This is a genomic window from Mesomycoplasma hyorhinis ATCC 17981, assembly GCF_000383515.1.
Classification (GTDB): domain Bacteria; phylum Bacillota_I; class Bacilli_A; order Mycoplasmatales; family Metamycoplasmataceae; genus Mesomycoplasma; species Mesomycoplasma hyorhinis.
The window spans coordinates 18,979-45,527 of record NZ_KB911490.1 but is presented as its reverse complement, the minus strand read 5'-3'; the positions used below and the strand labels follow the sequence as shown (position 1 = coordinate 45,527).

23 protein-coding genes are annotated in these 26,549 nt (G+C 25.7%); 15 read left to right on the top strand and 8 right to left on the bottom strand.

Annotated elements, in window-relative coordinates; genetic code table 4:
- Positions 1-116, top strand: a 116-nt coding sequence (locus tag F801_RS04310; RefSeq protein ID WP_155225892.1) for an IS3 family transposase, incomplete at its 5' end; no start/stop codon positions are given.
- A 475-nt stretch (positions 117-591) separates the two neighbouring features.
- Here the strand turns inward: F801_RS04310 and F801_RS0102050 are convergent.
- Positions 592-915: a hypothetical protein gene (locus F801_RS0102050; RefSeq protein ID WP_014582700.1), complete on the bottom strand. Its 324-nt coding sequence runs from the start codon at positions 913-915 to the stop codon at positions 592-594.
- A 396-nt stretch (positions 916-1,311) separates the two neighbouring features.
- Between F801_RS0102050 and F801_RS0102045 the strand changes: the two genes are divergently transcribed.
- Positions 1,312-1,584 (top strand): HPr family phosphocarrier protein, encoded by a 273-nt coding sequence (locus F801_RS0102045; RefSeq protein WP_014335727.1) that lies wholly within the window; start codon positions 1,312-1,314, stop codon positions 1,582-1,584.
- Between the two features lie 4 nt (positions 1,585-1,588).
- Entirely contained in the window at positions 1,589-2,020 is a 432-nt protein-coding gene (gene msrB, locus F801_RS0102040; RefSeq protein WP_020104573.1) for a peptide-methionine (R)-S-oxide reductase MsrB, read from the top strand.
- 47 nt (positions 2,021-2,067) lie between these two features.
- Here the strand turns inward: msrB and F801_RS0102035 are convergent, their stop codons facing one another.
- Genes F801_RS0102035 through trpS form a run of 3 tightly spaced genes read right to left on the bottom strand, consistent with a single transcriptional unit; the run spans position 2,068 to position 5,261 of the window.
- Entirely contained in the window at positions 2,068-2,538 is a 471-nt protein-coding gene (locus tag F801_RS0102035) for an MAG3450 family membrane protein (RefSeq protein WP_014335725.1), read from the bottom strand.
- Positions 2,531-4,276 carry a threonine--tRNA ligase gene (gene thrS / locus F801_RS0102030; protein ID WP_013302419.1) on the bottom strand — a complete coding sequence of 582 codons (1,746 nt, stop codon included), beginning with the start codon at positions 4,274-4,276 and terminating at the stop codon, positions 2,531-2,533. Before thrS ends, F801_RS0102035 begins: the two co-directional genes overlap by 8 nt.
- 1 nt (position 4,277) lies before the next feature.
- A complete protein-coding gene (gene trpS / locus F801_RS0102025) occupies positions 4,278-5,261 on the bottom strand; it encodes a tryptophan--tRNA ligase (protein ID WP_015084295.1) in 984 nt (327 codons plus the stop codon).
- A gap of 50 nt (positions 5,262-5,311) precedes the next feature.
- Here trpS and F801_RS0102020 point away from each other — a divergent pair, with 50 nt between their 5' ends.
- From F801_RS0102020 to F801_RS0101995, 5 genes are all read left to right on the top strand, one after another.
- Entirely contained in the window at positions 5,312-5,677 is a 366-nt protein-coding gene (locus tag F801_RS0102020; protein ID WP_013302417.1) for a PTS sugar transporter subunit IIB, read from the top strand.
- Positions 5,670-8,816 carry a DEAD/DEAH box helicase gene (locus F801_RS0102015; RefSeq protein WP_020104572.1) on the top strand — a complete coding sequence of 1,049 codons (3,147 nt, stop codon included), beginning with the start codon at positions 5,670-5,672 and terminating at the stop codon, positions 8,814-8,816. Before F801_RS0102020 ends, F801_RS0102015 begins: the two co-directional genes overlap by 8 nt.
- Before the next feature lie 43 nt (positions 8,817-8,859).
- Positions 8,860-9,150: a YneF family protein gene (locus F801_RS0102010; RefSeq protein WP_013302415.1), complete on the top strand. Its 291-nt coding sequence runs from the start codon at positions 8,860-8,862 to the stop codon at positions 9,148-9,150.
- A gap of 16 nt (positions 9,151-9,166) precedes the next feature.
- Positions 9,167-10,681, top strand: coding sequence for a 2,3-bisphosphoglycerate-independent phosphoglycerate mutase (gene gpmI, locus F801_RS0102005; protein WP_014335720.1), 1,515 nt, complete (start codon positions 9,167-9,169; stop codon positions 10,679-10,681).
- Between the two features lie 134 nt (positions 10,682-10,815).
- Positions 10,816-11,697, top strand: a complete 882-nt coding sequence (locus tag F801_RS0101995) for a ZIP family metal transporter (RefSeq protein ID WP_015084292.1) — start codon at positions 10,816-10,818, stop codon at positions 11,695-11,697.
- Here the strand turns inward: F801_RS0101995 and F801_RS0101990 are convergent, their stop codons facing one another.
- A complete protein-coding gene (locus F801_RS0101990) occupies positions 11,698-13,068 on the bottom strand; it encodes a hypothetical protein (protein WP_015084291.1) in 1,371 nt (456 codons plus the stop codon).
- A gap of 110 nt (positions 13,069-13,178) precedes the next feature.
- On the opposite strand from F801_RS0101990, the gene pyrH reads away from it, so the two are divergent.
- From pyrH to F801_RS0101955, 7 genes are all read left to right on the top strand, one after another.
- Positions 13,179-13,895, top strand: a complete 717-nt coding sequence (gene pyrH, locus F801_RS0101985) for a UMP kinase (RefSeq protein WP_013302411.1) — start codon at positions 13,179-13,181, stop codon at positions 13,893-13,895.
- 4 nt (positions 13,896-13,899) lie between these two features.
- Positions 13,900-14,460, top strand: a complete 561-nt coding sequence (locus tag F801_RS0101980; protein WP_014335717.1) for a ribosome-recycling factor — start codon at positions 13,900-13,902, stop codon at positions 14,458-14,460.
- Between the two features lie 4 nt (positions 14,461-14,464).
- The gene (locus tag F801_RS0101975) at positions 14,465-15,388 is read left to right on the top strand and encodes a phosphatidate cytidylyltransferase (RefSeq protein WP_027332470.1); all 924 of its coding nucleotides are present in this window, start codon (positions 14,465-14,467) and stop codon (positions 15,386-15,388) included.
- 29 nt (positions 15,389-15,417) lie between these two features.
- Positions 15,418-19,791: a PolC-type DNA polymerase III gene (locus F801_RS0101970; protein WP_015084289.1), complete on the top strand. Its 4,374-nt coding sequence runs from the start codon at positions 15,418-15,420 to the stop codon at positions 19,789-19,791.
- A 38-nt stretch (positions 19,792-19,829) separates the two neighbouring features.
- Positions 19,830-20,252 carry a S1 RNA-binding domain-containing protein gene (locus F801_RS0101965; protein ID WP_015084288.1) on the top strand — a complete coding sequence of 141 codons (423 nt, stop codon included), beginning with the start codon at positions 19,830-19,832 and terminating at the stop codon, positions 20,250-20,252.
- Complete coding sequence (locus F801_RS0101960; protein WP_015084287.1) at positions 20,219-21,712, top strand: glucose-6-phosphate isomerase; 1,494 nt, start codon at positions 20,219-20,221, stop codon at positions 21,710-21,712. Before F801_RS0101965 ends, F801_RS0101960 begins: the two co-directional genes overlap by 34 nt.
- 101 nt (positions 21,713-21,813) lie before the next feature.
- On the top strand, positions 21,814-23,208 hold the full coding sequence (locus F801_RS0101955; RefSeq protein WP_023518740.1) for a glucose-6-phosphate isomerase: 1,395 nt from the start codon (positions 21,814-21,816) through the stop codon (positions 23,206-23,208).
- A 22-nt stretch (positions 23,209-23,230) separates the two neighbouring features.
- Here the strand turns inward: F801_RS0101955 and F801_RS0101950 are convergent, their stop codons facing one another.
- The 3 genes from F801_RS0101950 to F801_RS0101940 form a co-directional block, all read right to left on the bottom strand.
- Positions 23,231-23,731, bottom strand: coding sequence for a dUTP diphosphatase (locus tag F801_RS0101950; RefSeq protein ID WP_014335711.1), 501 nt, complete (start codon positions 23,729-23,731; stop codon positions 23,231-23,233).
- A gap of 77 nt (positions 23,732-23,808) precedes the next feature.
- Positions 23,809-24,501, bottom strand: coding sequence for a LemA family protein (locus F801_RS0101945; protein ID WP_014335710.1), 693 nt, complete (start codon positions 24,499-24,501; stop codon positions 23,809-23,811).
- Between the two features lie 21 nt (positions 24,502-24,522).
- Entirely contained in the window at positions 24,523-26,544 is a 2,022-nt protein-coding gene (locus F801_RS0101940) for a hypothetical protein (protein WP_020104568.1), read from the bottom strand.
- Positions 26,545-26,549 lie beyond the last annotated feature (5 nt).

The following is a 26,549-nucleotide window of genomic DNA, read 5'->3' as shown; positions in this document are numbered from 1 at the left end:
TTCACAAAGCAATTGCAAATTATATTTATTATTACAATCACAAACGAACTGAAGATAGAATAAAATGAATGTCTCCCATTAAATTTAGGGAAACATTCATTTCAAATTATAATTAATTTAATTATTTAAAATTTTATTAAGAAAAGGGTATCACCTCATTTTTTGGGCTCATTATTTTAAAAACTTAACTAAATTTTAAAAGTAAATACTAAGTTAAAATTAAAAAATCCTTCAAAAATGAAGGATTTTGGACTGTTATTTCGTTATATTTTTTAGAATATCAACTATATCGTATGAAGGAAATAAAGTAATATTTTGATTTTTTGGTATAAAAAAATAGTTATAATCTGTCCTGTATGGCCTACAAAATCTTTTACATCTCTTGAGTGTTTACCATTATTTCACTCTGTATCAATAATATATAATTTTTTTGTTTTTTTAATAAATTTAAAAAACGGTTTCAGCCTTCAACCACCACCACCATATCTAGAATATGAAAAACCTTTGTAATAAGATTTTAATATGTATATATCATTACTAGAAAAAACCTCTTCCATTGTCACTTGTCAAAAGTATCTGAAATATATTTATTTAATGTTGGTATCACTTTGATTTTTCTAATTTTTTTATATATTGGGAATTTTTTATAACCATAACTTCGTTATAAAAAAAAGGAATTTTCAACTTTGAATTCTTTTCCTCTTCTTGTTTCAACAAATTAATTTCTTCGGAAGTCAGATAGCCTCGATCAAAGATTTTATCACTATAATTTGACAGTCAGTAAGTTTTGGATTTAAACATTTTTAAATATTGATTTCATTGTTCACTTCGGATGTCTAAAAAATTCTTATCAAAATAATAAATTTTTTCATTTAAATTTTCTTTATTTTTAAGAATTTCTATTTTATTATCCAATACATCTTTGTTTTTATTTTTATCATTAGAAACATTATTATTACAAGAAATTAAAGTAAAAGTAGAAGAAATTAATGTTAAAGAAAAAATATTATTTTATTGTATTTTCTAATTTTAACTATTATTTAAATTTAACACCTTTTTATTGTATAAGTAACTGCTCAAATATCTTTTATATAATTATATAATTTTCAAATAATGTACTTCAATTTTTTTTATAAAAATTATATAAGTATTCGAGTCTGTGATTTGAACTTTTCATATTTTTTTGTTTTTTTGTTTAAAAAACTTCCAAAAAGAAGGAAAAATAGATGGATTAATTTTTCTTGATACTTTAAAGAATTAAATATAAGTAAATATAGTAAAATATTATCAAATTAATTTTTAGGAGAAGATATGGAAACATTTGAATCAGTTGTTATAGATAAAATTGGTTTTCACGCAAGACCAGCTTCCAAAATAGCTTCAATAGCTTCTAAATTTAAATCAGATATTAAAATTATTTCTGGTGGAAAACAAGGAAATTTAAAGTCAATTATGAATATAATGGCTTTAGGTATTAAACATAGTGCAATCTTTCAATTAGAAATTGAAGGAGAAGATGAAAAAGAAGCAAAAGAAGCAATTGTTCAAGCAATGATAGATAACGAATTAATTTATAAAATATAGAATTATGAAGAAAAAAGAAGAACTTTCACATTTAACTGAACTTCAATATGAAGTAACTCAGAATAGCAAAACTGAAAAACCTTTTGAAAATGAATATTACAATAATTATAAAGAAGGACTTTATGTTGATATAGTTGATGGAACACCTTTGTTTTTGTCAATTCATAAATACGATTCAGAATCTGGTTGACCAGCTTTTACAACACCTATTGATTTAGAAGACATAGTTGAATTAGACGATTATTCTTATAAATTTGCTAAAAGAACAGAAGTTCGTTCTAAAAAAGCAAATTCACATTTGGGACATGTTTTTGATGATGGTCCAAAAGAATTTGGTGGTAAAAGATATTGTATTAATTCCTCTTCATTAAGGTTTATTCCCAAAAGTGATATGGAAAAAGAAGGTTATTCAGAATATTTAAAATATTTTAAATAATAAAAAACAGAGTTTAAACTCTGTTTTTTATTATTGATTTATTAAATTTAAGATTTTGTTTTTCTTTTATAGTTTTTTTTATGATTATTCATTTTTTTAGAAAATTTATTGTTTCTTTTTTCAGATAGATATTTGTAAAGAATTAAGGTAGGAATAATTAATAAAATAGAAATAATTATAATAAGTACTCTGAGTCAAGTATAACCTTGATTAGTAAGGGGATAAGTACACATTATCATTCAAAAAGATAACGCTAATACTGAATTATAAAAAGGAAATGAAAATTTTGTCATTCTTAAATAGTAGAACAAAACAGATAAAAGAGTTATGGCTAATCAATAGACAAACCCTATTGAAAAAAATACTCCAAAACTTATACTAGGAACTAGTTCTTTAGTTACATTATCATATTTAACATGTATTTCAGGAGATAAAAGTAAAAAAATCAAGAGAAAAGGAATAATAACTAATAAAAATGAAAAAATTCCATCAGGTATTTTTGTTATTTTTTTATTCATTATTTTCGATTTTTGCTTTTATAAATTTAATAAGGTCTTCAAAGTTTAAAGTATTAGAATTTTGTTGCCCATATTCTCTGTAGGTAATATTTTTGTTTTCTACTTCTTGATCACCAACGATAATTTGAAACTTGGTTTTTTGCATTTGAGCTTCTCTAATTTTTTTGTTTATTCTTTCATTTCTATCATCAACTGTTACATTAAAATTAAGCTCTTCTAATTTTTTAGCAATTTCAAGTGCAAAATCAGAGTGTTTGGAATTTTCAATAGGAATTACTACAAATTGTTTTGGACTTAATCAAAAAGGTAAAATTCCTTTTGTTTGTTCTAATAAAATAGAAACAAAACGTTCATAAGTTCCAATTAAACCTCTATGAATTAAAATCGGAGTCTCTTTTGCATTATCTTGGTTTATAAAAGAAATATCGAATTTTTTAGGTAGTAAAAAATCAAGTTGTAAAGTTGAAATTGTAATTTCATGATTTAAAACTGTTTTGATTTGAAAGTCAATTTTTGGTCCATAAAAAGCAGCTTCACCAATTTTTTCTTGATATTCAACACCAAGTTCTTTTAAAACCTTTTCAAGATCTGATTCAGCTTGGTTCCACATTTGATCATCATCAAAAAATTTTTCTTTATTTTCTGGATCTCTTTTTGAAAAAGAAACATAATTTACTTCAATTTTGAAGAATTTTAACACTTCGGAAATCATTTGGTACAGATGTTTAAATTCATCTACAATTTGAGTTTTAGCTACAAAAATATGTCCTTCAGTTAGCAACATAGATCTAACTCTTTCAAGACCAGTTAAAGCACCTGATTTTTCATAACGATATAGTCTTGATTGTTCTGAAATTCTATAAGGAAGCTCACGATAGCTTTTTTTGAAAGTGTCAAACAAAATAATGTGGTGAGGGCATGTCATTGGTCTAGGAATTAGATTTTCACCTTCTACTACTAAAGCACCAAACATATCTTCTTTATAATGCGTGAAATGACCTGAGATTTCGTATAATTTTTGTTCTCCAAAGTGTGGAGTAAACACTTCTTTAAATCCATATTTTTTGTCATAAAACAAGATTTTTTCCTTGATTTTATTAACAATTTTCATTCCATCTTCTAATCAAATAGGAAAACCTTGACCAAATAACTTATTAAAGGTAAAAAGTTTTAATTCTTTACCTAATTTTCTATGATCACGTTCTTTTCTTTCTTGTAATATGTGTAGAAATTCTTCTAATTCTTCTTTTGTATCTCAAGCAGTTCCGTAAATACGAGTTAATTGTTCATTTTCTACTTTTCCTCTTCAGTATGCACCAGCAATACTAAGGAGTTTAAAATGCTTGATTTGCTTCATATTTTCTATATGTCCACCAGCACAAAGATCTTCAAAAAGATATTCATTTTTAGTTGGATTTACTATAGAAAAGAAGGTTATTTTTCTATTTTCGGAAGTAAATTGATCTAATAATTCTTTTTTGAAAATTTGTTTGGAAAAATCAATTTGTGTTCCTAGAGTTTGCTTCATAACAAAGTTATTATTAGCAAGTTTTTGCATCATTTTTTCAATTTTTATCAAATCATGTTCAGATAAAGGATTTACAAATTTAAAATCATAATAAAAGCCTTCATCAGTAGCAGGCCCAAATCCTAGTTGAACATCTGGAAATAGTTTGATTACAGCAAGTGCTAATAGATGCGAAGCACTATGATTTAGTTCTTTATTGATGTTCTTCATTTTATAAACCTATTTTTTGTTTAATAAATTTTAGGTGTTCAGAAGCTACAGCTTTAGCTCTTTCTTTACCTAATTGACTATATTTTTCTATATTATCTTTAACTTTCTTGTATTCACTTTGTATGTGAATTAAAAATTCTTTAACTATTAAACCAACTTCATGTTTGAGATCTTTGTAGTTTTTATCTTTAAAAAATTCCAAAGTTTTTTCCATTTCTCATTCTTTTAGTGAAGAAAAAATTGTAAGTAAGTTTTTAACACCTGGTTTATCATCACTTAAATAAATTTTATTTTCTGAATCAGTGATAGCTTTTTGAATTTTTTTGTAAGCTAATTCTGGATCATCAAGTAAAAAAATGGCTGAATTAGGTTGCTGAGTTGATTTAGACATTTTTTTAGTAGGATTAGTTAAAGACATAATTTTACCTCCAATTTTTGGAGTCATAATTTCAACTTCTTTAAATTTTGTTTTATATTTATTATTTAGTTTCAAAGCTAAATTTCTTGTTAATTCGATATGTTGTTTTTGATCTATTCCGACAGGAACAAAATCAGGATTATAAAGTAAAATATCAGCTGCCATTAGTGTTGGATAGGTAAGTAAACCAGTTGGAATTGTTTCAGTTCCGTTATCAGTTTTAATTTTACTTTTATCTTTGAATTGCGTCATTCTAGATAGTTCACCTATAGACGTGTGAGTTTGCATAATTCATGCTAATTCAGAATGTTCTGCAACATCAGATTGATAAAATATTATAGATTTTTCTGAATTGATTCCACAAGCCAAATAAAATGCAAAAATATCTTTTTTATTTTCTCTAAGCTCTTCTGGTTTAATATCAACTGTGAGAGCGTGTAAATCTGCTACAAAAATATAGGATTCATATTCTTCTTGCATTTTGACCATTGTTTTAATAGAACCTAAATAATTACCTAAAGTAAGTTTTCCTGTGGCAGTAACTCCGCTCACAATTCTATTTTTCATAATTTATTATTTTAGCATAAAAGGTATAATTTAAGATAAAAAGGTTTATTATGAGAAAAGCATCAAAATTTATTTATTATTTTTTAAAAATTATTACTTTTAATCAAATTACAAAATATTGGGCAAAAAAATACAACAAAGTCAACACAACTTTTATTACTTCCGATAAGATACCTTTTAGTTTGGAAGATTTGATAAATTTGCTAGGCAAAGATAATGTTGCAAACATAAACAATACACTTTCTAGAGTACAAATAACTTTGAATAATTCCAAAAATTTAGATCTTAATAAAATTAAAGAATTAAACGGAATTTCAGGCGTGGTTTTAAGTCAAAACACTTTAAACTTGATTGTTGGAAATAATGCATCTACAATAGCTCTTCAATTAAAAGAAAAGGTTTTAAACAATGGATAATTCAAATTGAAACAAAAAACAAGATTCAGATAATTATCAACGCTTATTAGATAATTTGATTGATATTAAGCGAAATGATAGTTGTTTGTTTGCTAAAGTTGATAATTCAGATTTTATTGATTTAGTTGATTTTTTATCCAAACAAGATAGAAGAAAAATATCTGTTCAACCAACTTTTGCAATTTATTTATCCAATGACTCTCTTCAGAAAAAGAAGGAAAAAATTGAAAAAGCTCTTTCAGCAGATGAAATTTATGAACTAGCTGAAGAGTATCGGACAGAGGTAGAAAAAAAGTTTTCTAAAGCGCTAAATCAAGATTTTGAAGAAGCTAAAAAAGATGTTGTTGATTTTTTTGAAAAAGAAATTCAAAAATCTGCAATTAAGTGAAAAAAATATATTAGAAAAGCAAATTCAATCAATGCTGAAAGAAACATTTGACCAGTTCATATTGGTTTTTGTTACATTAGCGTTAAAACCGATACTAAAACAATATTCGCACCTTTGTTTTTTAAAGAAGTAAATATTGAATTAAGACAATCACTTCCAATTTTGACATCTAATGGAGAAATTAAAGTAAATCAAAAACTACAAATTTTTCTCAAATCACAAGAACTTAATAATTTTGAGTTAGATTTTGATTTTTCACAAGCAACAATAGCTGAACTTGAAGAACAAATAAAGTATTTGTGACCTGATTACCAGATTCCTGACTTTGATGACAAAATTGACAAAAGTGCAATGAATGACATTAGAAATCAAAAAATTATTTTTCATTCTGGAATTGTTTTGGGTTTTTTCGAACCTTCAGGTGGTTATCTTAGACGTTCATTGGAAAATATAATTAATTACGATGATCCACGATCTATTATTAAAGTAGAATTTAATAAAAATGTTTACAAAAGAAACATCGAAAAAGCAATTTTTGAAGATGAATTAAATGCTTTTTTCAAAATAAATCACACTAATTTTTCACAAGATTGAGCACATGTTTCAGCTATATTACATAATACAATTATTTGAGGTCCTCCAGGAACAGGAAAATCTCAAGTAATAGCCAATATTCTTTCAAATATTTTAATTATTAATCGTTCTGCTCTTGTAGTTTCACAAAAAAAAGCAGCTTTAGAAGTTTTTAAAAACAGATTGGGTAAATTATCTTTGTTGTGTTTATTTTTACTAAATGACAAAAATATGGATAAAACTCAGTTTTATAAACCAATGGAAGAGTTAATTAACTATCTTGAAAATTTTCAAGAAGCTCATCCGATTAATTCATTAGAGATTGTAAATCAAAGTGATAAAACTTATTTAACACTTTTAAATAACATTTTTACTTCTAATTTTGAAGCTGCTATTTTTGTTTATAAAGAAATTAGAAAATCAATGCCAGAATTTAATGAAGAAGCAGTTGTACAGCTTTTTAAATTATCAAAAGATATAAAATTAAATCCAAGAATTTCACCAACCAAAAAATCTAAATTAGTTCAAAATATTATTGAATCACAAACAAATAAAAAGCTTACTTTTTTTCAAAAACTAATTTTGTCCAAACAAAGAGTTGCTTGACACGATGCTGATATAATCTTGACACATTTGAGTAAATACGATGGTGAATTAGATAATATTTTGCCCCATTTAGATAGGCTAAAACCTGAAGATATTTTTAATATTCATAGTTTTTTAACCTTCAAAAAAGAAGCAAAACAACAAGTAAACACACCAGAAGAAATTTTCCAATGACAGGTTAAAAAAATTTATAATAAACTAAATGATTATATTCAAGATAATTTCACAACTTATAAAAAATTTGCAAAAGAAATTAGAACTAAAACAAGAGATCCATACAAATTTTTTCTAAAATACAGTGAAGTAATCAAAGTTATTTATTCAGTAATTATTACTACACCTTCAACAGATCTTTCTATGTATGAAAAAGAAGAATTTAATTACGCAATAATTGACGAAGCTTCACAAATGTTTTTAGAAGAAGCTTTACCAATCTTATATCTTGCACAAATTAAAGTTTTTGCAGGTGATAAAGAACAAATGCAACCAACTAGGTGATTTGCTTCTAGTTATGGGGAATATATTGAAGATGAGGATGAAACTTTAAATATTAGTTCAATTTTAGATCACGCTGTTAGTGAAGGAGTATATCAAAATCTTTTAGATAAAAATTATAGATCACAACATGCTGCACTAATGACTTTTAATTCCAAAGAATTTTACAATTCACAACTTGATATCATTAATCAATTTGGTTCTAAATTTTTAAATTGTATTGAAGTTTTTAATCTAGATGGAGCTTGAATTAATGGGCAAAATTTAGTTGAAGCTGATTTTGTAATCAAAAAAACTTTAGAAAATCTAAACAAATATAACAAAATAATCTTATTAACTTTTAATGCTCAACAACAAAAAACAATTGAAGATATTATTTTTAAAGAATATCCTGAACTAGATGAAGCAATAACACAAGAAAAAGTTTTAGTAAAAAATCTTGAAAACATTCAAGGAGATGAAGCTGATTTACTAATAATTTCAGTTGCTTATGATAAAAATACAGGTTGACATTCAACTTATGTTTCTAAAAAAGGTGGAAAAAATGCTTTAAATGTTGCAACCTCAAGAGCTCGTGAAAAAATTGTTGTTGTTAAATCGGTAAAATCTGAAGATATTCAAAGTGGAGCACAAAGTGAAGATATTGCAGTTTTCAAAAGATGATTAAACTTTTTAGATTTAACTCATGAAGAACAAATCAATTATGCTTCACAAGAGGATAAAAAATTAAATTTTATTACAAATTCACAAGATAAATTCTTAGATTTCAAACAAGAAATTATTCAAGTAATTTCTAAAAAAATTGCTGATATACAAATCGTAAATAATTATTCAATAGGTACAATAAAATTCGATTTTGCTTTATTTAAGAAGCAAAAAATGGTTTTAGGTATTATTGTAGATAACTTGCAATATTACGGAGATATATTAAAATATTCAAAGTTTTTTGATATGGTTAAATTTATTGAGTTTAAAGGCTTTCCTCTATGTGTGATTAACTTTTTAGAATGAAAACTTCAGCCTGTTAAAGTGCTTGATAAAATACAAGAGTTAATATATGCTAAAAATAATTTATAAAAAAGCTTTATAATTAAAGACAATTAACAAATCAAGGAGAAAAATGAAAATTATTAATTTTGCAGAGACACAAGTAACTCAAAATGTAGTTAATGAAGCAGGTGGTGTTTCTCTGGGTGGGTGAATTGGAATAGTTTTTGCAGTTGGAATCATTCTATTCATTACTGGTGGAATCATTGCGTTATTTGTTTCTAGAAGAATGTTTGAAAAACAAATTAAAAACAATCCGCCAATTAATGAAAAAATGATAAAAGCAATGTATATGCAAATGGGTAAAAAACCATCAGAATCACAAATTAAAGCTGTTATGCGTTCAGTAAAAAATGCTAAATAGTAAAAACAGGAAAAAAATGAAAACAAAAACAGTAATTTTAATGGTAATTGACGGTCTAGGACTAAGAAAAGAAACTCAAGGAAATGGTTTTGCTTTAGCTCACACACCAGTTTTTGATAACTTATTTAAACAATATCCTTATTCAATTATTCAAGCTTCAGGAGAATTTGTAGGATTACCTGAAGGACAAATGGGAAACAGTGAAGTAGGACATTTAAACATCGGTGCAGGCTTTGTTGTTCACACAGGGATTTCTTTGATAAATAAAGCAATTAAAGAAAAAACTTTTGCTTCAAATCCAAAATTTATTAAAGCTTTTGACAATAGTAAAAAAACAAATACTCCTTTACAAATCATTGGATTATTATCTCCAGGTGGTGTTCATTCATCAGAAACTCATTTGTTTGAATTATTAAAAGCTGCACAAGCCTATGGTGTAAAACAAGTAGTAGTTCACATTATTGGTGATGGTAGAGATGTTGCACCTAAATCTATTTTAAAATCTATTGAGAAATTAGAAACACTTTTGGCTCAATTTGAAAATTATACAATCGGTTCAATAGCAGGAAGATTTTATACAATGGATAGAGACCAAATGTTTGATCGAGTTCAATTAGGTTTTGATGCTATTTTAGGTAAATCAAATGTTAGTTTTAGTGATGTTAGTGAATATATAAATCAACAATATGAAGAAAATATTACAGATGAATTTTTTGTTCCAGCAATTAATAAAAACCTTGATTTTTCTTCATTTTTAAAGGATAATCAATCTATAATTTTTTTCAACTTTAGACCAGATAGAACAAGACAACTAACTCATTTAATTTTGGATTCTTCATTGTATACTTACAAATCAGAATACAAAGTTAAAGTTAATGTTTTTGTTTCTATGATGAAATATGAAGGACTTGCAACAGATATAGCTTTTGAAGAAGTTGAAGTTAAAAAGCCTTTAGGAAAGGTCATTTCTGAGCATAATTTAACTCAGTTAAGACTTGCAGAAACTCAAAAATATGCACATGTTACTTTCTTTATGGATGGTGGTTTTGATATAGAATTACCAAAATCAGATAGAATATTAGTTGATTCATTAAAAGTAGCTTCTTATGCAAATGCTCCTCAAATGTCAGCAAAAGAAATTACAGATGCTTTATTAGCAAATGCTCATAAATATAATCTTGTAATTATGAATTTTGCAAATCCAGATATGGTAGGTCATACAGGAGATTTGCAAGCTACAATTAAAGCAGTTGAAGTATTAGATCAACAAATTGGTAGAATTAAAGATTGAGTAGAATCAAATGATGCAACTTTGTTTATCACAGCTGATCACGGAAATGCTGAACTAACAGAGGATGAAAATCACCAACCTTCTACAAAACATACAACTTTCCCAGTTATGCTAATTACAACTGATAAATCATTAAAGTTAAAAGATGGTAAATTAGCTAACATAGCTCCTACCATTTTAGATTATTTAGAGATTGAAAAACCTTTAGAAATGAACGAAGAATCTCTAATAATCAAGTAAATTTTAATTATATGTAGAAAGAGGAAAAAATTATTTTTCCATATACAGCAGATAACTTTAATAACAATTTAAATGTTGCTATTTTAGTTAATTTAATAATTTTTATTTTAATAATTTTAGTTGTTCCTATATTTTTGATTTTAATTATTGCAGTAGTTAAGCCAAGAATTAAAAAAATCACCAACACTTATCTTTATTCTTTAAGTGCTGGACTTTTGCTCATTGTAGCAACAGCAGGTCTTTTGCGTGAAGCTTATGAGAATGCTGAAAAATTTACATTTCAACAAGCTATTCAAACAGGTAAGTTATTTTGAGCAGAAAATAGTCAGTTTTGAGTAGCTCTTTTAGTTGGTTCAGGTGCTATTTTGGGTGTGTTTACTATTTTTATTGTTCGTTTTTTCTTTGTTAAGAAATTCAACAACGAAACACATTCCAATCATAAGGAACACAATCATGATGATCACATTATAAATTTTAAAGATATTGATAATCCAAAAGCAGCTTGATTAGCTATTATTTTACTTCTTTCACATAGAACAATAGATGGATTTATTTTGGGTTCTATTGTTTCTAAAATCAGTATTGGACAAAAGCTTAATTATGGTTTAATCATAACTTTTGTTGCTCACATTTTAATCGAGATTTTAATTATTTATTACAGACAAATTCAATATGGTGAAAAAGTTTGAAAAGCCGTTGTTTATAATTTATTAACTACTGTTTTATTAATTCCAATTATCACAATTGGTGCTTTTATAAATAGATTTTTAGAACAAGCAGGTTGAATTTTACCAATTGTAAATGCATCCGGTGGAGCAATTTTATCTTTTGTGGTTATTGTTGAATTAGTGCCAGAATTTATTCATTTAAGATCCGGTGCAAAAAAACAATGATATTTCACATTGATTTGATTTGTATGTGGAATCATAATAGCATCTATCTTACTTTCTTTCCACGCTCATAGTACAGATCTACCCAATTCAGACTTTAATGCACCTATAAAACTCCCTACATAGTTATTTTTTTAAAATAGCTAAATTGAAATAACTATCTTCTAAGGTATAAATTAATTTTTCTGGTTTGATTACAATTCTATATTTTGTTTTCATATCGCTTTTATAAGTGATTTTTTCAACATTAGATTTTAAAGAATTAGAAAAAGCAACTTTTTCTCACTGTCCAATAAATTTTTCAAGATATATATCAAATGCTTCATTTCGAACAAAAATATCCTTGAAAATGTTTTCCGAAACATTCTTACCGCTAAAAAGAGTTTCTCAAAAATTTATTTGAATTTTGAAAGGTATAGCAATTATTTTTCAAATATTAAAATATCTTGGATCAGGATCAAAAGAAAAATTAATTTTTACAAACAAGATACTAGCTTGGATTTGCTGATCTTTATCTAATTCAAATTCATAAATAAAATCTTTACTTTTTTTATTAGAAATAATTTCTGGATTATTTTCATCTTTGTTTAGAATTTCTCAAGCTCCTGAAAAATTAAATTTACCTAAACCTAATTGTGTATCAAAACCATTAAAAGAAATATTTCTTTTTTCAAATTGCTTTGCACTTGCATAAATCGCATTAAGAATTTTCAAGTTTTTATTAATGTAACTTTGTTTAGTTTCTGCTAACATATTTAACTTAGAAGCAAGTGCAGCAAATACAGTTGCTGAAAGTTTTGGATCATAACTAGTTTCAATTTTTTCTTCTTTTTTGAAGGATATTTTTGGGATAAAGATGTTGGGTTGGATTATGCCATTGTTATTATTACTAAAATTAGTTTTGTATAAATTCTGTGTTTGGCCAGGTAAAAATTTATCATTTTTATAAGAGCCATAAGTTCCAACTAACACAATATTATTAGTATCTCAAGCTAGTTTTGAATTAGCATCTTTGTTAAAAATATTAATTAAACCTTTTGTATAAAACAAATAAGTTAAAAAATTATTTTGAAGATTTGCTGGTGAATCAACATCTGAAAAAAACGGAACATCATTGTATAAATGAAGCACAAATTTTGTGGTTTTGGGATTGATTTCATCTAAAATCTTAAATCATTCATCAGATGTGGCAAATTCTTTAACTTCAACAATGGATTTAGGAGAAATTTTAGTAATGACCTTAATATGCTCTGATAAACCATTATTAGTTCATTGCTCATCTTTGTATTTTAAAATTACAATTTTATTTTCATCTAAAGCTTTATATTTATCTAAATCTTCTAAAAAATTAACTTCTTCATATAAAGAAGCGTAATTTACTTCATATTCAGCCTCCTCTTTTTTTACAGCTGCAGACATTCCAAGAATTCAAGTACTTGATAATAGTGCAAAAATTGGAACAATTCTTGTTAAAAACCTCTTAATTTTTATTTTCATACCCTTTTTTTCTTTTTTTTAAATATTTTTTCTAAAAATGAAAAAAATTAGGAAAAGTTGAAGAAAAAAACAAAAATTCAAGTAAAATAAAAAACAAATTAAGGTTAAATATGACAAAAGAAACTATTTTACTTAAACTTTCAGGAGAAAGTTTAGCTAATAAAGAAAAATCACTTGCTATAGATTATGAATTAGTCAAAAATGTAGCATCTCAATTAAAACAAGTTGTTAAATTAGGTTATAGAATTTTAATAGTTGTAGGCGGAGGAAATTTCTGAAGAGGAACTTCTGCTGAAAAAAACGGAATAATGCGAACAAAAGCTGATTACATTGGAATGTTGGCAACTTTAATGAACGGTTTAGCTTTAGAATCTGGCTTTAAAAAAGAAGGATTAAAAACTAGAGTTCTTTCTTCAATTGACATAGATTCAAGAGTGTGTGAATATTATGTTGCAGAAAAAGCAAAAAAATATTTAGATCAAGGAAATATAATTATTTTTGTTGGTGGAACAGGAAGACCTTATTTCACAACTGATAGTGCTTCTACATTGTTCGCTGCTGAAATGGGAGCTCGTAAAATTTTAGTTGGTAAAAACAAAGTTGCAGGAGTTTATGATGCTGATCCAAAAACACATCCAAATGCAAAACATTTTGAAACCCTCACTTATCATAATGCAATTGAGAAAAATTTAAAAGTTATGGATTCCACAGCTTTTACAATGGCTCAAGATAATGATTTAGAACTATTAATTTTTGATATCAAAGAAGAACATTCAATAGTTAAAGTAATTAATGGAAACATAAAACACACAAAGGTAGTAAAATAATAATATGGAAACAAAATTAGAACTTAAAGATTTTATAGAAATAATAAATTCAAAATCAAATCACATTTTTCAAAAATTAGAAAGAAATTTATCAAAAATTAATATCGGAAGAGCTAATCCACAACTAGTTTCTTATTTAAAAGTTGAATATTATGACTCTTTAACTCCAATTGGTGAAATTGCTGCTATTAGTGTTCCATCTCCTCAACAACTTCTTATCAAACCATATGATCAAAATGTAACTAAAAAAATAGCCTCAACAATTGTAGCTCACAAATTAGATGTACAAATCCAAAACGAAGGACATCAAGTAAGATTGATTCTTCCTGAGTTAACTACACAAAAGAGACAAGAATTAGTTAAAAGCATTAAAAAATTTGATGAAGAAGCAAAAGTTGAAATTAGACAAGTAAGACAAGAAGTAAATAAATTGGTGAAAAAAGAAGAATATAGTGAAGACGAGGAAAGAAGAATTCTTATCGAACTTCAAAAACAAATTGATAAAAAAATTCAAGAAGTTGATAAAGTACTTTCAGAAAAATCAGCCAATTTAATGAGTTTTTAAAATTATGCTTTCATTATTTAAAACTGACAAAAGTCAAAAAATAATAAAAAAATCATCAATAGCAATATTGATAGTTTTTTTTATTTTACCCATTATTTTTATCACTTATTACGCAGGATTACCTGGTAGAATTATTGGATTTATAATTTATTTTTCTATTTTTTCTTACGGAGCTTATGAGATTTTTGCAAAATTAAATAAAAATGTAGTTATTAATTTACTTGTTCTGATTAATATTTTTTGTATTTTTATTCTTCCTTTTAATGAGTTTAGATTTAGTATAGAAACTGGGGATGTGTCTTTAAATTCCTTCATTTTAATACATTATAAAAGTTGAGAAAATTACTTAATTAGTTTTGGTTTAGTGTTAGTTTGTGCTTTATTTGAACCTATAGAATGAAGGCAAAGAACAAGAAATTTTATTATTAGATTAGTTTTTTCTTATTTGATAGGAACATTCGCAAAATTTTTATTTTTTATTAATATAAATAAAATTGAATTATTGGTAGTTTTAGGTTTAATTGCTTCATTTTATGATGTTTTTGGTTATTTTTTTGGTTCTTGATTAGGAAGAAAATGAATCAAAAAAGGATTTAGTAAAATCTCACCAAATAAAAGCTGAGAAGGAGTATTTTTTGGATTTTTATTTTCTGCTACTTTTGTTGCTTTAGCCTTTTATTTTATTCCTTATTTTTCAATAAATTACTCAGGTGTTCAATTAAGTATTTTAATTGGAGTTTCTTTCTTTGCTTTACCAATAGCAGCGATACTAGGTGATTTACTATTTTCCTTCATAAAAAGAAGCCTAAATATCAAAGATTTCTCTACTTTAATTAAGAGTCATGGAGGAGTTTTTGATCGTTTTGATTCAACCTTTTTAGTTGTAATAATTTTTTCAATAATTTCGCCAATAATTTCCCTTTTCTAATTTTAGAAAATTGATAAAATGAGTAAACTATGAACGATAACCAATCTTTTATCTCTTTTTGCAAGAATATTAATTATGTCATTCCAAGCTATTTACTTGAAACCCAAGCTAGTTTAGAAGAAATAATCACAAAGGATTCAAAAAAATATATTTTAAAAATAAAAAGTTTGAATATGTTCAAATTCCAAGATTTTATTAATTTTCAGCAAAAAATTCAGCAATCTTTTTTTCAAAAATTTAATTATAAAATTCTTTTTGAATACGAACAACAATATTGTGAAAAAGAAGAATTTTTAAAATATATTAATTTTATTTATCTTACTTTGTACAAAAAAGAAGACTTTTTTAATCAATTTCGTTTACAAAATAAAGCACGTGAATTTTGATTTTATTTTATGGATGAAGAAATTGCCAAAGATTTAGAAGCAAAAAAGGATAAAATACTTTCTTTATTAAAAAGATTCGGTTTATCTTTTATCGATATCAATTTTGTAGTAGATTACGAAAACATTAAAAAACAAGCTTTAGCTTTTCAAGAGTTCTTAACCAACCAAAAAGAAGAAAATCTTAAACAAGCTCAAAAAGAAGCACAACAACAAGTCAAACCTTTAAAAACATTTAGCAGAACAAAATTTTCTAAATCAAAAAAATATGTTCCCTTAAAACTTAAAGAAGTTAGAACAGCAAATGAACAATTCATTGCTATTCAAGGTCAAATTTACAAACTTGAGGACAAAGTTACCAAAAATAAAAATGTTTTAAGAATGATAAATATTAGTGATTATGAAGAAGCAATAATTATTAATCACTTTTGCAATCCAGAGAATTTTTTGGATTTAAAAATAGGTGATTTTATTCATGTATATGGAGAAATTACTAAAGATTTTTACACAAGAGATATTATTGTTAAATCCGATAAGATAGAAAAAATTGATAATTTTTTCCCTATCAGAGTTGATGAAGCAAATACAAAAAGAGTTGAACTATTTGCAAGAACCAAAATGTCAACAATGGATGGAGTTACGAACGCTCAAGATTATGTGAAAATAGCAAAATTATTAGGACATAGTGCTATTGGAATTTCTGATCTCGAATCTGTTCAAGCTTTTCCTGATTTTTATTTTGCTTGTAAAAATGCAAAAATTAAAGCTATTTATGGTTCAACTTTTTCTACTACTCATTCAAAAATTTTTAAAGTTTTAAATCTTAGACAAAATCAAGATTTAGAACATGCAAGATATGTTGTTTTTGACTTAGAAACTACAGGCCTTTCACCTAAATTTAATGAATTAATTGAATTTGGTGCTGTTGTTTGACAAAATGGACAAATTTTAGAAAAGCATGAATTTTTGATAAAACCTAAAGAAAAAATTCCTTCATATATTAGCGACTTAACTGGAATTACAAATCAAATGATAGAAAATGAAGCAATTTCAGTTGAAGAAGCAGCTATCAAAATCAAGCAAATTTTTCAAAATAGTATTTTAGTAGCACATAACGCAAGATTTGATTATGGATGTTTAGTTGAGTTTTTTAAAGAACTTGAATTATATGAACTTGAACAACCAGTAATTGATACTTTAGAAGTTAGTAGGTTTTTAGCCCCTACACAAAAAAGACATAATCTTAAAGAATTGGCAAAAAATGCTTCAATTCATTATGATGAAACCGAATCGCATAGAGGGGGTTATGATGCTGAGGTTTTAGCAAAAGTATGAGATCAGTTTTTAATTAAATTAATAGAAAAAAACATTAAGGATTTAAATAGTTTGAATCAAGTTGGTTCAAATATTTTGGATTTTAAAAGAAGAGGTCTTTTTTCTAAAGAAATTAGAGTTATTGTTAAAAATCAACAAGGATTAAAAGAACTTTTCAAACTAGTTAGCTTGTCAAATACAGATAATTTTCTTTCTAAACCGCTTCTTTTTTATGACAAAATTCTACCTTCAAACAATTTATTATGAGGAACTAGTGGTTTAGATTCACAATTAATGGAAATTCTTTTTTATAATCATCACAATGATTTAGAAACATTTATTAAAAAATTTGACTTTATAGAAATTCCAACTCCTTCTTCTTTTATTCACCTTATTAAAAGAAATAAAATAAAAAAAGAAGACATTATCAAAGGATTAAAATTAGTTATTGAACTAGCTAGAAAACACAAAAAACTTATTGTTGCTTCTTCAGAGCCAAGATATATTAATAAAGAAGACAAAATTTTTCATTTGGTTTACATTTATGCAAAAGGTGTTGGAGGAAAACCTCATAATCTTTTCGGTGGTGATACAGATAAAAAAGAAGATCACATTTTTCCTACAAAATATTTTATGACAACACAAGAATTAAAAGCTGAGTTTGCATTTTTAGAAGATCAAGATTTAATTGATGAAATTGTAGTAAGAAATCCAAACAAAATAGCTGATTTAGTAGAACAAGTACAAGTAATTAAAGACAAACTTTATCCACCAAAATTTGATGATTCTGCTTCAAAAATAAAGCATTTAGTCTATCAAAAAGCACACGAAAAATATGGAGAAAATCTTCCAGATCAAATAGCTTTACGAATCGAAAAAGAACTAAATCCAATTATTGACAATGGATACGATGTTGTTTATTGAATTTCAAAAGAATTAGTGGATAAAGCTAAATCAGAAGGTCAAAAAGTTGGCTCTCGTGGTTCAGTTGGTTCTTCTGTCGTTGCTTATTTAATCGGGATAACAGAAGTAAATCCACTTGAGCCGCACTATGTTTGCAATCAGTGCAAAAATGTAAAATTTTCAACTGATTCAAATGTGTTATCTGGCTTTGATTTAAAAGACAAAAAGTGTAAAACTTGCAACATTTTATATGATAAAGATGGTCAAAACATTCCTTTTGAAACTTTTTTAGGATTCAAAGCTGATAAAGTACCAGATATTGATTTAAATTTTGCTGGAGACTTTCAAGTTCAAACACATAATTACATTAGAGAATTATTTGGAGAAAAATTTACTTTTAGAGCTGGAACAATTTTAGGTTATGCAGAAAAATCAGCTTTTTCATTAGCGAAAAAACTAAATGAAATTCAAACACGATTGTATTTAAATGAACATCCAAATGAATATGAATTTTCAATGTATTCAAACACTTTTTTAGATTTTTTAGCTACAAAAACAAGTGGAGTTAAAAAAACTACAGGACAACATCCAGGTGGAATTATTGTTATTCCAAATGATTTAGAAATTGAAGAATTCACACCTATTAACTTTCCAGCTAATGATGATAATTCAGATTGAAAAACTACTCATTTTGACTTTGAAAATATTCATGATAATGTTCTAAAATTTGATCTTCTAGGACATGATGATCCAATTATGGTTCGTGAATTAGAAAAATTAACAAATACAAAAGTTGAAAATATACCCAAATCAGATCCAAAAATAATTAAACTTTTTTCTTCATTAGAACCTTTAAATATAGATTCAAAAGACCTTCCAGGAGAACAAAATGGCGCACGAGGATTACCTGAATTTGGAACCTCTTTTGTTCGTAGAATGCTTAACACAGCAAGAGTAGAATCATTTTCAGATTTAATAAAAGTTTCAGGTCTTTCGCATGGAACTAATGTTTGACAAGATAATGCAGAAGCCTTGATTTCACAACATAATTTAACTCTTCGTGATGTGATTTCTTGTAGAGATGATATTATGCTTTATTTAATAAACAAAGGTGTTGATTCTCTTGTTTCTTTTAACATTATGGAATCAGTTAGAAAAGGAAAATCAATAACAGTTGAACAACAACAAATTCTCGAAAACCATAATGTACCAATTTGATATATTGAATCACTTAAAAAAATTAAATATATGTTTCCTAAAGCACATGCCGCAGCTTATGTTTTAATGGCTTGAAGAATTACATATTACAAACTTTATTATCCCTTAGCTTTTTATTCTGTTTATTTTTCTATTAGAATCGATTTTAAAAATATTGATGCTTTACTTTTACCAAAACAACAATTATCTAGTCAAATAATGGCTTTAAAACAAAGAGAAAACAGCAAAAAAGAAGACAAATTATCTGAAAAAGAGAAAAAATTAATTCCTATTTTAGAAGTAGCTGAAGAGTTAAAAGCTCGTGGTTTTGAAATAGAAAAAATTAACTTAAATCTTTCACAAGCAACACAATGAGTAATTAATGAAGAAAATAATTCACTAATTCCACCTTTTTCTTCACTAGATGGAATTGGAGAAGCAAATGCAGCTAAAATTATTGCCGCAAGAACAGAAAAATCCTTTTCTTCTATTGAAGATTTTGAAAAACGTGCTGGTGTGAATTCAACAGTTATTAAAAAATTAAAAGATATGGGAGTTTTTAAAGATCTTAGTGAAACTCACCAAATTACTTTGTTTGATTACTAATAAATAAATTTAATAATTCTAAGTTGTATAATAAGAATATGGAAATAGGACAAGTAGTTGTTTGTATTATTAAAGAAATTAAAGAAAAATATTTTTGAACAGATATGCCAGAAGGATATCAAGGTGTTGTTTTTGTAAATGAAATAAGCAACAAATTTATAAAGGATTTAGCAGCGACTAATTTTGAAATTGGCCAAAAAGTTAAGTTAGAAATTTTAAGCATTAATCATACAAATAAAAAAGCATCACTTTCTTTTAAAAATGTAAACACAAATTTTGATATACAAATAACAAGTACAAACACACACAAATTAGTAACTAAAAAACAAACACAATCCACTAAGAAAATAAACACATATGTATTACAAGCTACTTTAAATGGTTTTGACAATTTGAAAAAAGCAGCTGATAAAGAAATTGAAGAAAAATGAAAATCAATCTCATCATTGAAAAAGAATTAGATACAGAAATAAGGCGTATTAGAAAGCAAAAAAAGCCAAAATTATTAACTAGTTTTCAAAATAAAATCAAGACATTTCACGAAATTATCCAAAGTCAAGCTTCATCTATTTTAAAGAATTTAAGCTGACTAGATTTTCACAATAACATTAATCACCACGAACTTAGTGAAATGAAAAAGATTGTAAAAAAATTGCAATCCAAAAAGGTGAATGTTTTAGTTGTTATAACATCAGCCAAAGTTTTTTTAGGTATTAAAGCAGCTATTGATTTTGTCTTTGGAAATTTACCTTTGGAATCCAAAAATAAAAAAAATATGGAAGTTATTTTTATTGAAAATTGTTTATCTTCAACTGAGTTAGTGCAAAAACTCAATTATGTCAAAGGTAAAAATTTTGCAATTAATTTAATCTCAAAATCAGGAAATGACTTTGAAATTCATTTAGCTTTTAGATTTTTTAAAAATTTATTAATTAGACAATTTCACGATGATATAGTTGATAGAGTTTTTGTAACTACAACTTTAAATCATCAAAGTGTTCTAAAACAAATGGCAAATTTAAATAACTTCAAATTATTTTCTGTTGAAACAAATACTGACGAAAGATTTCAAATTCTTTCACCTATTGGTTTGTTTCCGATGTTGTGTGCAGGAATTAATATTAAAAAACTCATTCAAGGGGCCGCACAAGCAAATGCAGCTTTTAATCAACCAGATGTTCGAATTAATTTAGCTTATCAATATGCAGCTGCGCGCTATTTACTTTATAAGAAAAAAGGGATATCAGCTGAAATCTTAATAGGATTTGAACCTTTTTTTGCTTCATTAAATAATTGGTGAAGACTTTTATTTGCTTCATCAAATACTAAATTAACAAATAATTTAAATAAAAACAATAATGAAGAAAAAATACAAGATTTGCAAAAGGAATATGAAGATTTTGAAAGTTTAAATGAAGAAAATACAATAGAATTTGAAGACTTTTCTACTTCAACATCCCAAACCCAAATTACAAGTTTGCTGCCTGTTTCAGCAATTTTTACTACTGATATTTATACATATGCTCAATTTTTACAAGAAGGATCGAAACTATTTTTTGAAACATTAATGTTCATCAAAGAACCAATTTATGATATTTTAATAAACGAAGAACAACATAATATTTTCAGAAAAGATCAACTTGATAAATATGCACAAAAAACCGTGCATGAAGTCAATAAAGCTTCATTTTGAGCTACTGTTGATGCACATTCAATTTCTGGAAATATACCACAAATCATTTTAAAACTTGAAGATAACAGTCCAGAAACATTTGGATGATTAGTGATATTTTTCCAAAGAGCTTGTATTATGTCTTCCTTTCTTTTGGGTACTGATCCTTTTGACGAAACTATTTATGAAATTTTTAGAAAAAAATTTAATAATTTGTTAGAAAAAGAACAAAAAATAGATGATTTTTAACAGATTTAAAAAATCCTTTTTAAAAAATCCTTCTTTTTTATAGGTTTTAGTTGAAAAATTTAATAAAATTAGAAGAAATATTTATGGATAAAGGATTTATTATGTTAAATAATACAACAGAAGTAAAAAACAATATTTTATTTGAAATTCATGATGTCGATTTTGATTGAAAATCAGAAATTCAAAAACCAGAATATCAAAAATTAATTAAACAAAATCATGAAAAAATTAATTCAGTTTTAAAAGGAATTCCTGAAAAACTAGATTTTGAAGGGCAAAATTTTTTAGGATGAGCTAAATTTTCTGAATATGATTGGCTACAAAATACACAATCATATAACTATCAAGAGCTAATAAGAATGCAAAAAATTAAAAATAGACTTTTAGAACAAGGTGTTGAATTATTAGTTGTCATTGGAATAGGTGGTTCATATTTAGGTGCAAAGGCAGCAATTGACTTTGTAAAAGGAAACTTACCTCATGTGGATAAAACAAAGTCATTGGAAGTTATTTTTGCTGGAACATCTTTATCTTCAACTGATTTATATCAAAAATTAAATTATGCAAGTACTAAAAAATTTGCAATTAATGTAATTTCAAAATCAGGAACTACAATTGAACCAGCAATTGCTTTTAGAGAATTTAGAAAGCTTTTGGAACTAAAAGAAAAAGAAGGTGCAAGAGATTTAGTTTTTGTAACAACAGATAGACAAAAAGGTGCTTTATTAGAAATTGCAAAAGCAAATTATCCAAATGAAAATATTTTTAAAATTCCTGATGATATGGGAGGAAGATTTAGCGTTTTATCAGCTGTTGGATTTTTCCCTATGTTATGTGCAGGGATTGATGTTCATCAAGTAATTAGAGGAGCTTCATTAGCAGCTCAAAAATATTCACAATCTTTAGATATTTGAAATTTCAATCCAGCATATGTTTATGCATTAGTTAGATATATTTTATATAGAAAATTTAACAAACAAGCAGAAATTTTAATAGGTTATGAACCAAATCTAGCTTATTTTAATGAATGATGAAAACAATTATTTGGTGAATCAGAAGGAAAAGCAAAAAAAGGACTTTTACCAACTTCAGTAATTTTTAGTACTGATTTGCATTCACTTGGTCAATTTATTCAACAAGGATCACAAATTTTCTTTGAAACTTCGATTTTTATTCAAAAACCTATGTATAACCTAGTTGTAAGTAAAAGTAGACAAAATCAAGATAATTTAAATTATTTAGCTGAGAACTCTATTTCAATTCATGGTTTAAATGAAATGGTTTTTAAAGCAACATTGCAAGCCCATTCACAAACAGCACAAATTCCGAATATGGTTTTAAAATTAAAAGATAACAGTGCTGAAACTTTTGGTTGATTAGTTATGTTTTTTGAAAGAGCTTGTGCTATGTCAGCATTTTTACTTGATGTTAATCCATTTAACCAGCCAGGAGTTGAAATTTACAAACATAATCTGAAAAAAATGTTATCAAAATAAAAACCAGCAATCGCTGGTTTTTTTAATAATTTGAATTGATTCTTTGTAGATTAATTTTTGCTTTTTGTAAATAAGCACTTTTTACTTCTTCAAAAGTAAAATTAAGAAGGAAAATGAAGGCTAAAAAGTGTTCAAAAAGATCTTTTAAATCTTCTGTTTTTTTAGAATAACCAAATTTTGTTGCTAAATAAAAAGTTTTTAAAAATTGATCATCTAAATTTTTGCTTTCAACAAATTTAGCTTCTAAAATATAGTCCAAATTGTGTTCATTAGCTAGTGAACTAAGAAAATGAATTGCATCCACATATTCTTCTTTCATTTTTTCAATATTGTTTTTTTTGTTTACTTTTCAATATTTAAAAGATTCAATTTCGTTTGCGAATTCTCCGATTTCAATTATTAAAGCCATGACTTTTTGCATTGAAATTTTTTTTGAATTAATTTCTTGATTTCTTTGTTTCATTGAGTTTGTAAATAAAATGTCTAACTGTTTTTGATGTTCAAAAATATCTTTAAAATTCATATCAAACATTATACTAACTACAAACAAAAGACAAAATAAAAAAAGCAAGTATTTTCTTGCTTTTTTTATTGGATTTATTATTTGTTGAAATCACTTAAACCAGACATATCAACACCTTTTTTTTGTTCTTCAGAAGCAACAAATAAAGGTAGAGTGTATAATTTCATTTTTTCAGCTTTAACAACAGCTGGATAAAGCATAATGCTTTGGTTAAATTGAGTAACATCCATATTGTAAAGTCTTCTTGAAGCAGCAATTTCATTTTCAATATATTGACTTGCACTTATAAGATCAACAATAATTGAGTTTGCTTTTAAGTTTGGATATTGTTCATAAGCGATGTTAATATCTCTTGCTATAGAGTTCATTAAAATTTGTTCTTTGTTAGATTCATTAATATTGTTTTTTGTTGTTTTTCCAGATCTTAATTCAGCAACTTTTGTGTATGTATCATTTTCAAATTTTAAATATGCTTTTGTTTGTTCAAATAACTTAATTAAAGTATCTTTTCTTTTAGCTAGATTCAATTCGATTGAACTAGCTGAGTTATTGATTTTTAATTGTTGGGAATTAAATTTGTTAGGTCAACTTACAAATCAAATATATAAAAATATAAAAAATCCAATAACTGTTAAAGAACCTAAAACAACAAGGATTCAAAATGAAGTCTTTTGTGATTGTGTAGCTACAGCATTAATTACTTCATTTTGTACATTAGGATTAAAACCTTCTTTGTTTTCAGGTCTTTCTTGTCTTGTATCTAATAACATAATATTCCTTTACTTTTTGAACTAATCGTTCATTATTTCATCTGTTAATTGTACTACTTTTAGTATTTTTTTTTCATTAATTGAAGTATCATTTACTAAAATAATTGTTCTGTTTTCTTCTACTATAGAATAAATATTTTTATTATTTAGTAGACTTTCGAGTTCTTTCATTTTTTCTGATTTGTTTTCTAGCGAAAACATTTGTATATATTTTAAAAATGTTCGAAGTTGGTAGGGAACAAAAGAAAACTGTGTTCAGTTGTTTTGTCAAGAATTTGAGTTTTGTTGTGAATTTGTTTGATTATCAAGATTTTTTGCTTCTTTTTTGTTTACAATAAAAATCCATTTTGTTTCATTCATTTCATAATAGCGTTCAAAAGGAACTAAAATGTGATGACATCCTGTGTGTCTTCCACAGACTAATACATCATCTAATAATGATTTTGAATAATATGAATGAAGAGTTGCATAAATAGCAAACATATTTTTAGATCCATTGTTATCAATAATTAGATGATGATCAAAAGTCAATCATGTTTTAGTTGTATTTCCACCTTTTAAAAATGAAAAATATTTTCAATATGTTCATGCTAATGTTTGTCAATCGTCTTTAATGAGCTGATCATTTTCGTGCTCTTGTTGACTAATTCTATAGTTATGTTTTGTTAAATAACTCTCTCTATTAAAAACAGGAAAAATCATAATTGTTGACATTGCTTTTATTAAACTAGCAAAATAAATATGACTCATTTTTTGTATAGTATCGAAATTTTTTTTAGGCTCTATAGTAAGATTAACTTCTTTTAAAACATTGATAGAATCAATTTCTTTATAAAATTCTACTTCAGAGTTAAATTCTCTATTTATTAACAACGTGTTTTCAATTTTATATAATTGATTTAAATTATCTGACTTTTTCAAAGCCACAATATCTTCTTGTGTTTTAATAGTAAAAAATTCTAAAATTGAAGCAGACATTTCATTTTCATATGAATAATTGCTTGATTTTTCTTCATTTTCATCATAATCAGAAGAAATTTTTCTAATATTTTCATCGTGAAAATCGAGTCTAATTTTCTTTTGAAATTCTGAATTTTCAAACTTAATTTTTTTATTTGAAGAACCTTTTTCGTTCAATTTTAAATGAAAACTAATATTTGGATGAAAGTTAGTTTTAGATAGTAACACAGAAGTGGATGTTAAAAAAGGAGTATTTTCATTGTGTATAGCAGTTAGAGTTTCATATCTAGTTTCTATTTCTTTTACTCATTGACCATTAACTTTTCTTCTAACTACAACTGTATATGGATAAGATTCACTTTTAGATGTTGTAATTAGACGAAAAAAACGACTTATTAAATCTCCATCTACAAATGGAGTTGATTTATAGAAAAAAGAAATATTTTTATCCAAAGCAACAATATCAGGTTTTAAATGGAAACCTTCTTGTAAAAAGATATTATAACGTTTTGGATTGAAGTCATAAAAAACAGATTTATATGCTTGATCAGAAAGAGTAAAACCTCATTTTTTAAATACAAAATTAGTAATATCTTTATAGTTTATATAAGAAAATAGTCTTCTGTTGGATTTTTGAATATGATCTTCTAATTGTTGTATTTGTGCTTCTTTTTCTTTATGAATATTGTTAAAATCACTAATATCTTTTCAATATTGTTTGAATTTGGATAACAAAAAAAATCCTATAATAACAAAACAAAGCAAAATAATTAAAAATAATTTGAATTTTTTAAAAATAATTTTGTTTGTCTTTTTATAATCTTTTATTTCTTGTTTAAGTTGACTTATTTTTGAAAAAGCTTCAACAATATCATCGTATAAGTCTTGATTTTCCTTGGTAAATTCTTCAAAAAATAATTCTAAAATTGGAATAATTGATTTCAAACCATCTTTGTAAAATTTTTGAAAAGGATCATTAGTTATTTGAGTTGGAACAAATAAAGCTTTATCGCTTTTTAGAAATTGTTTAAATTCTTCTTTTTCTTGTTTTTCTTTTTCTTCTAATTCTTCTTTATTTTTCATTTTTT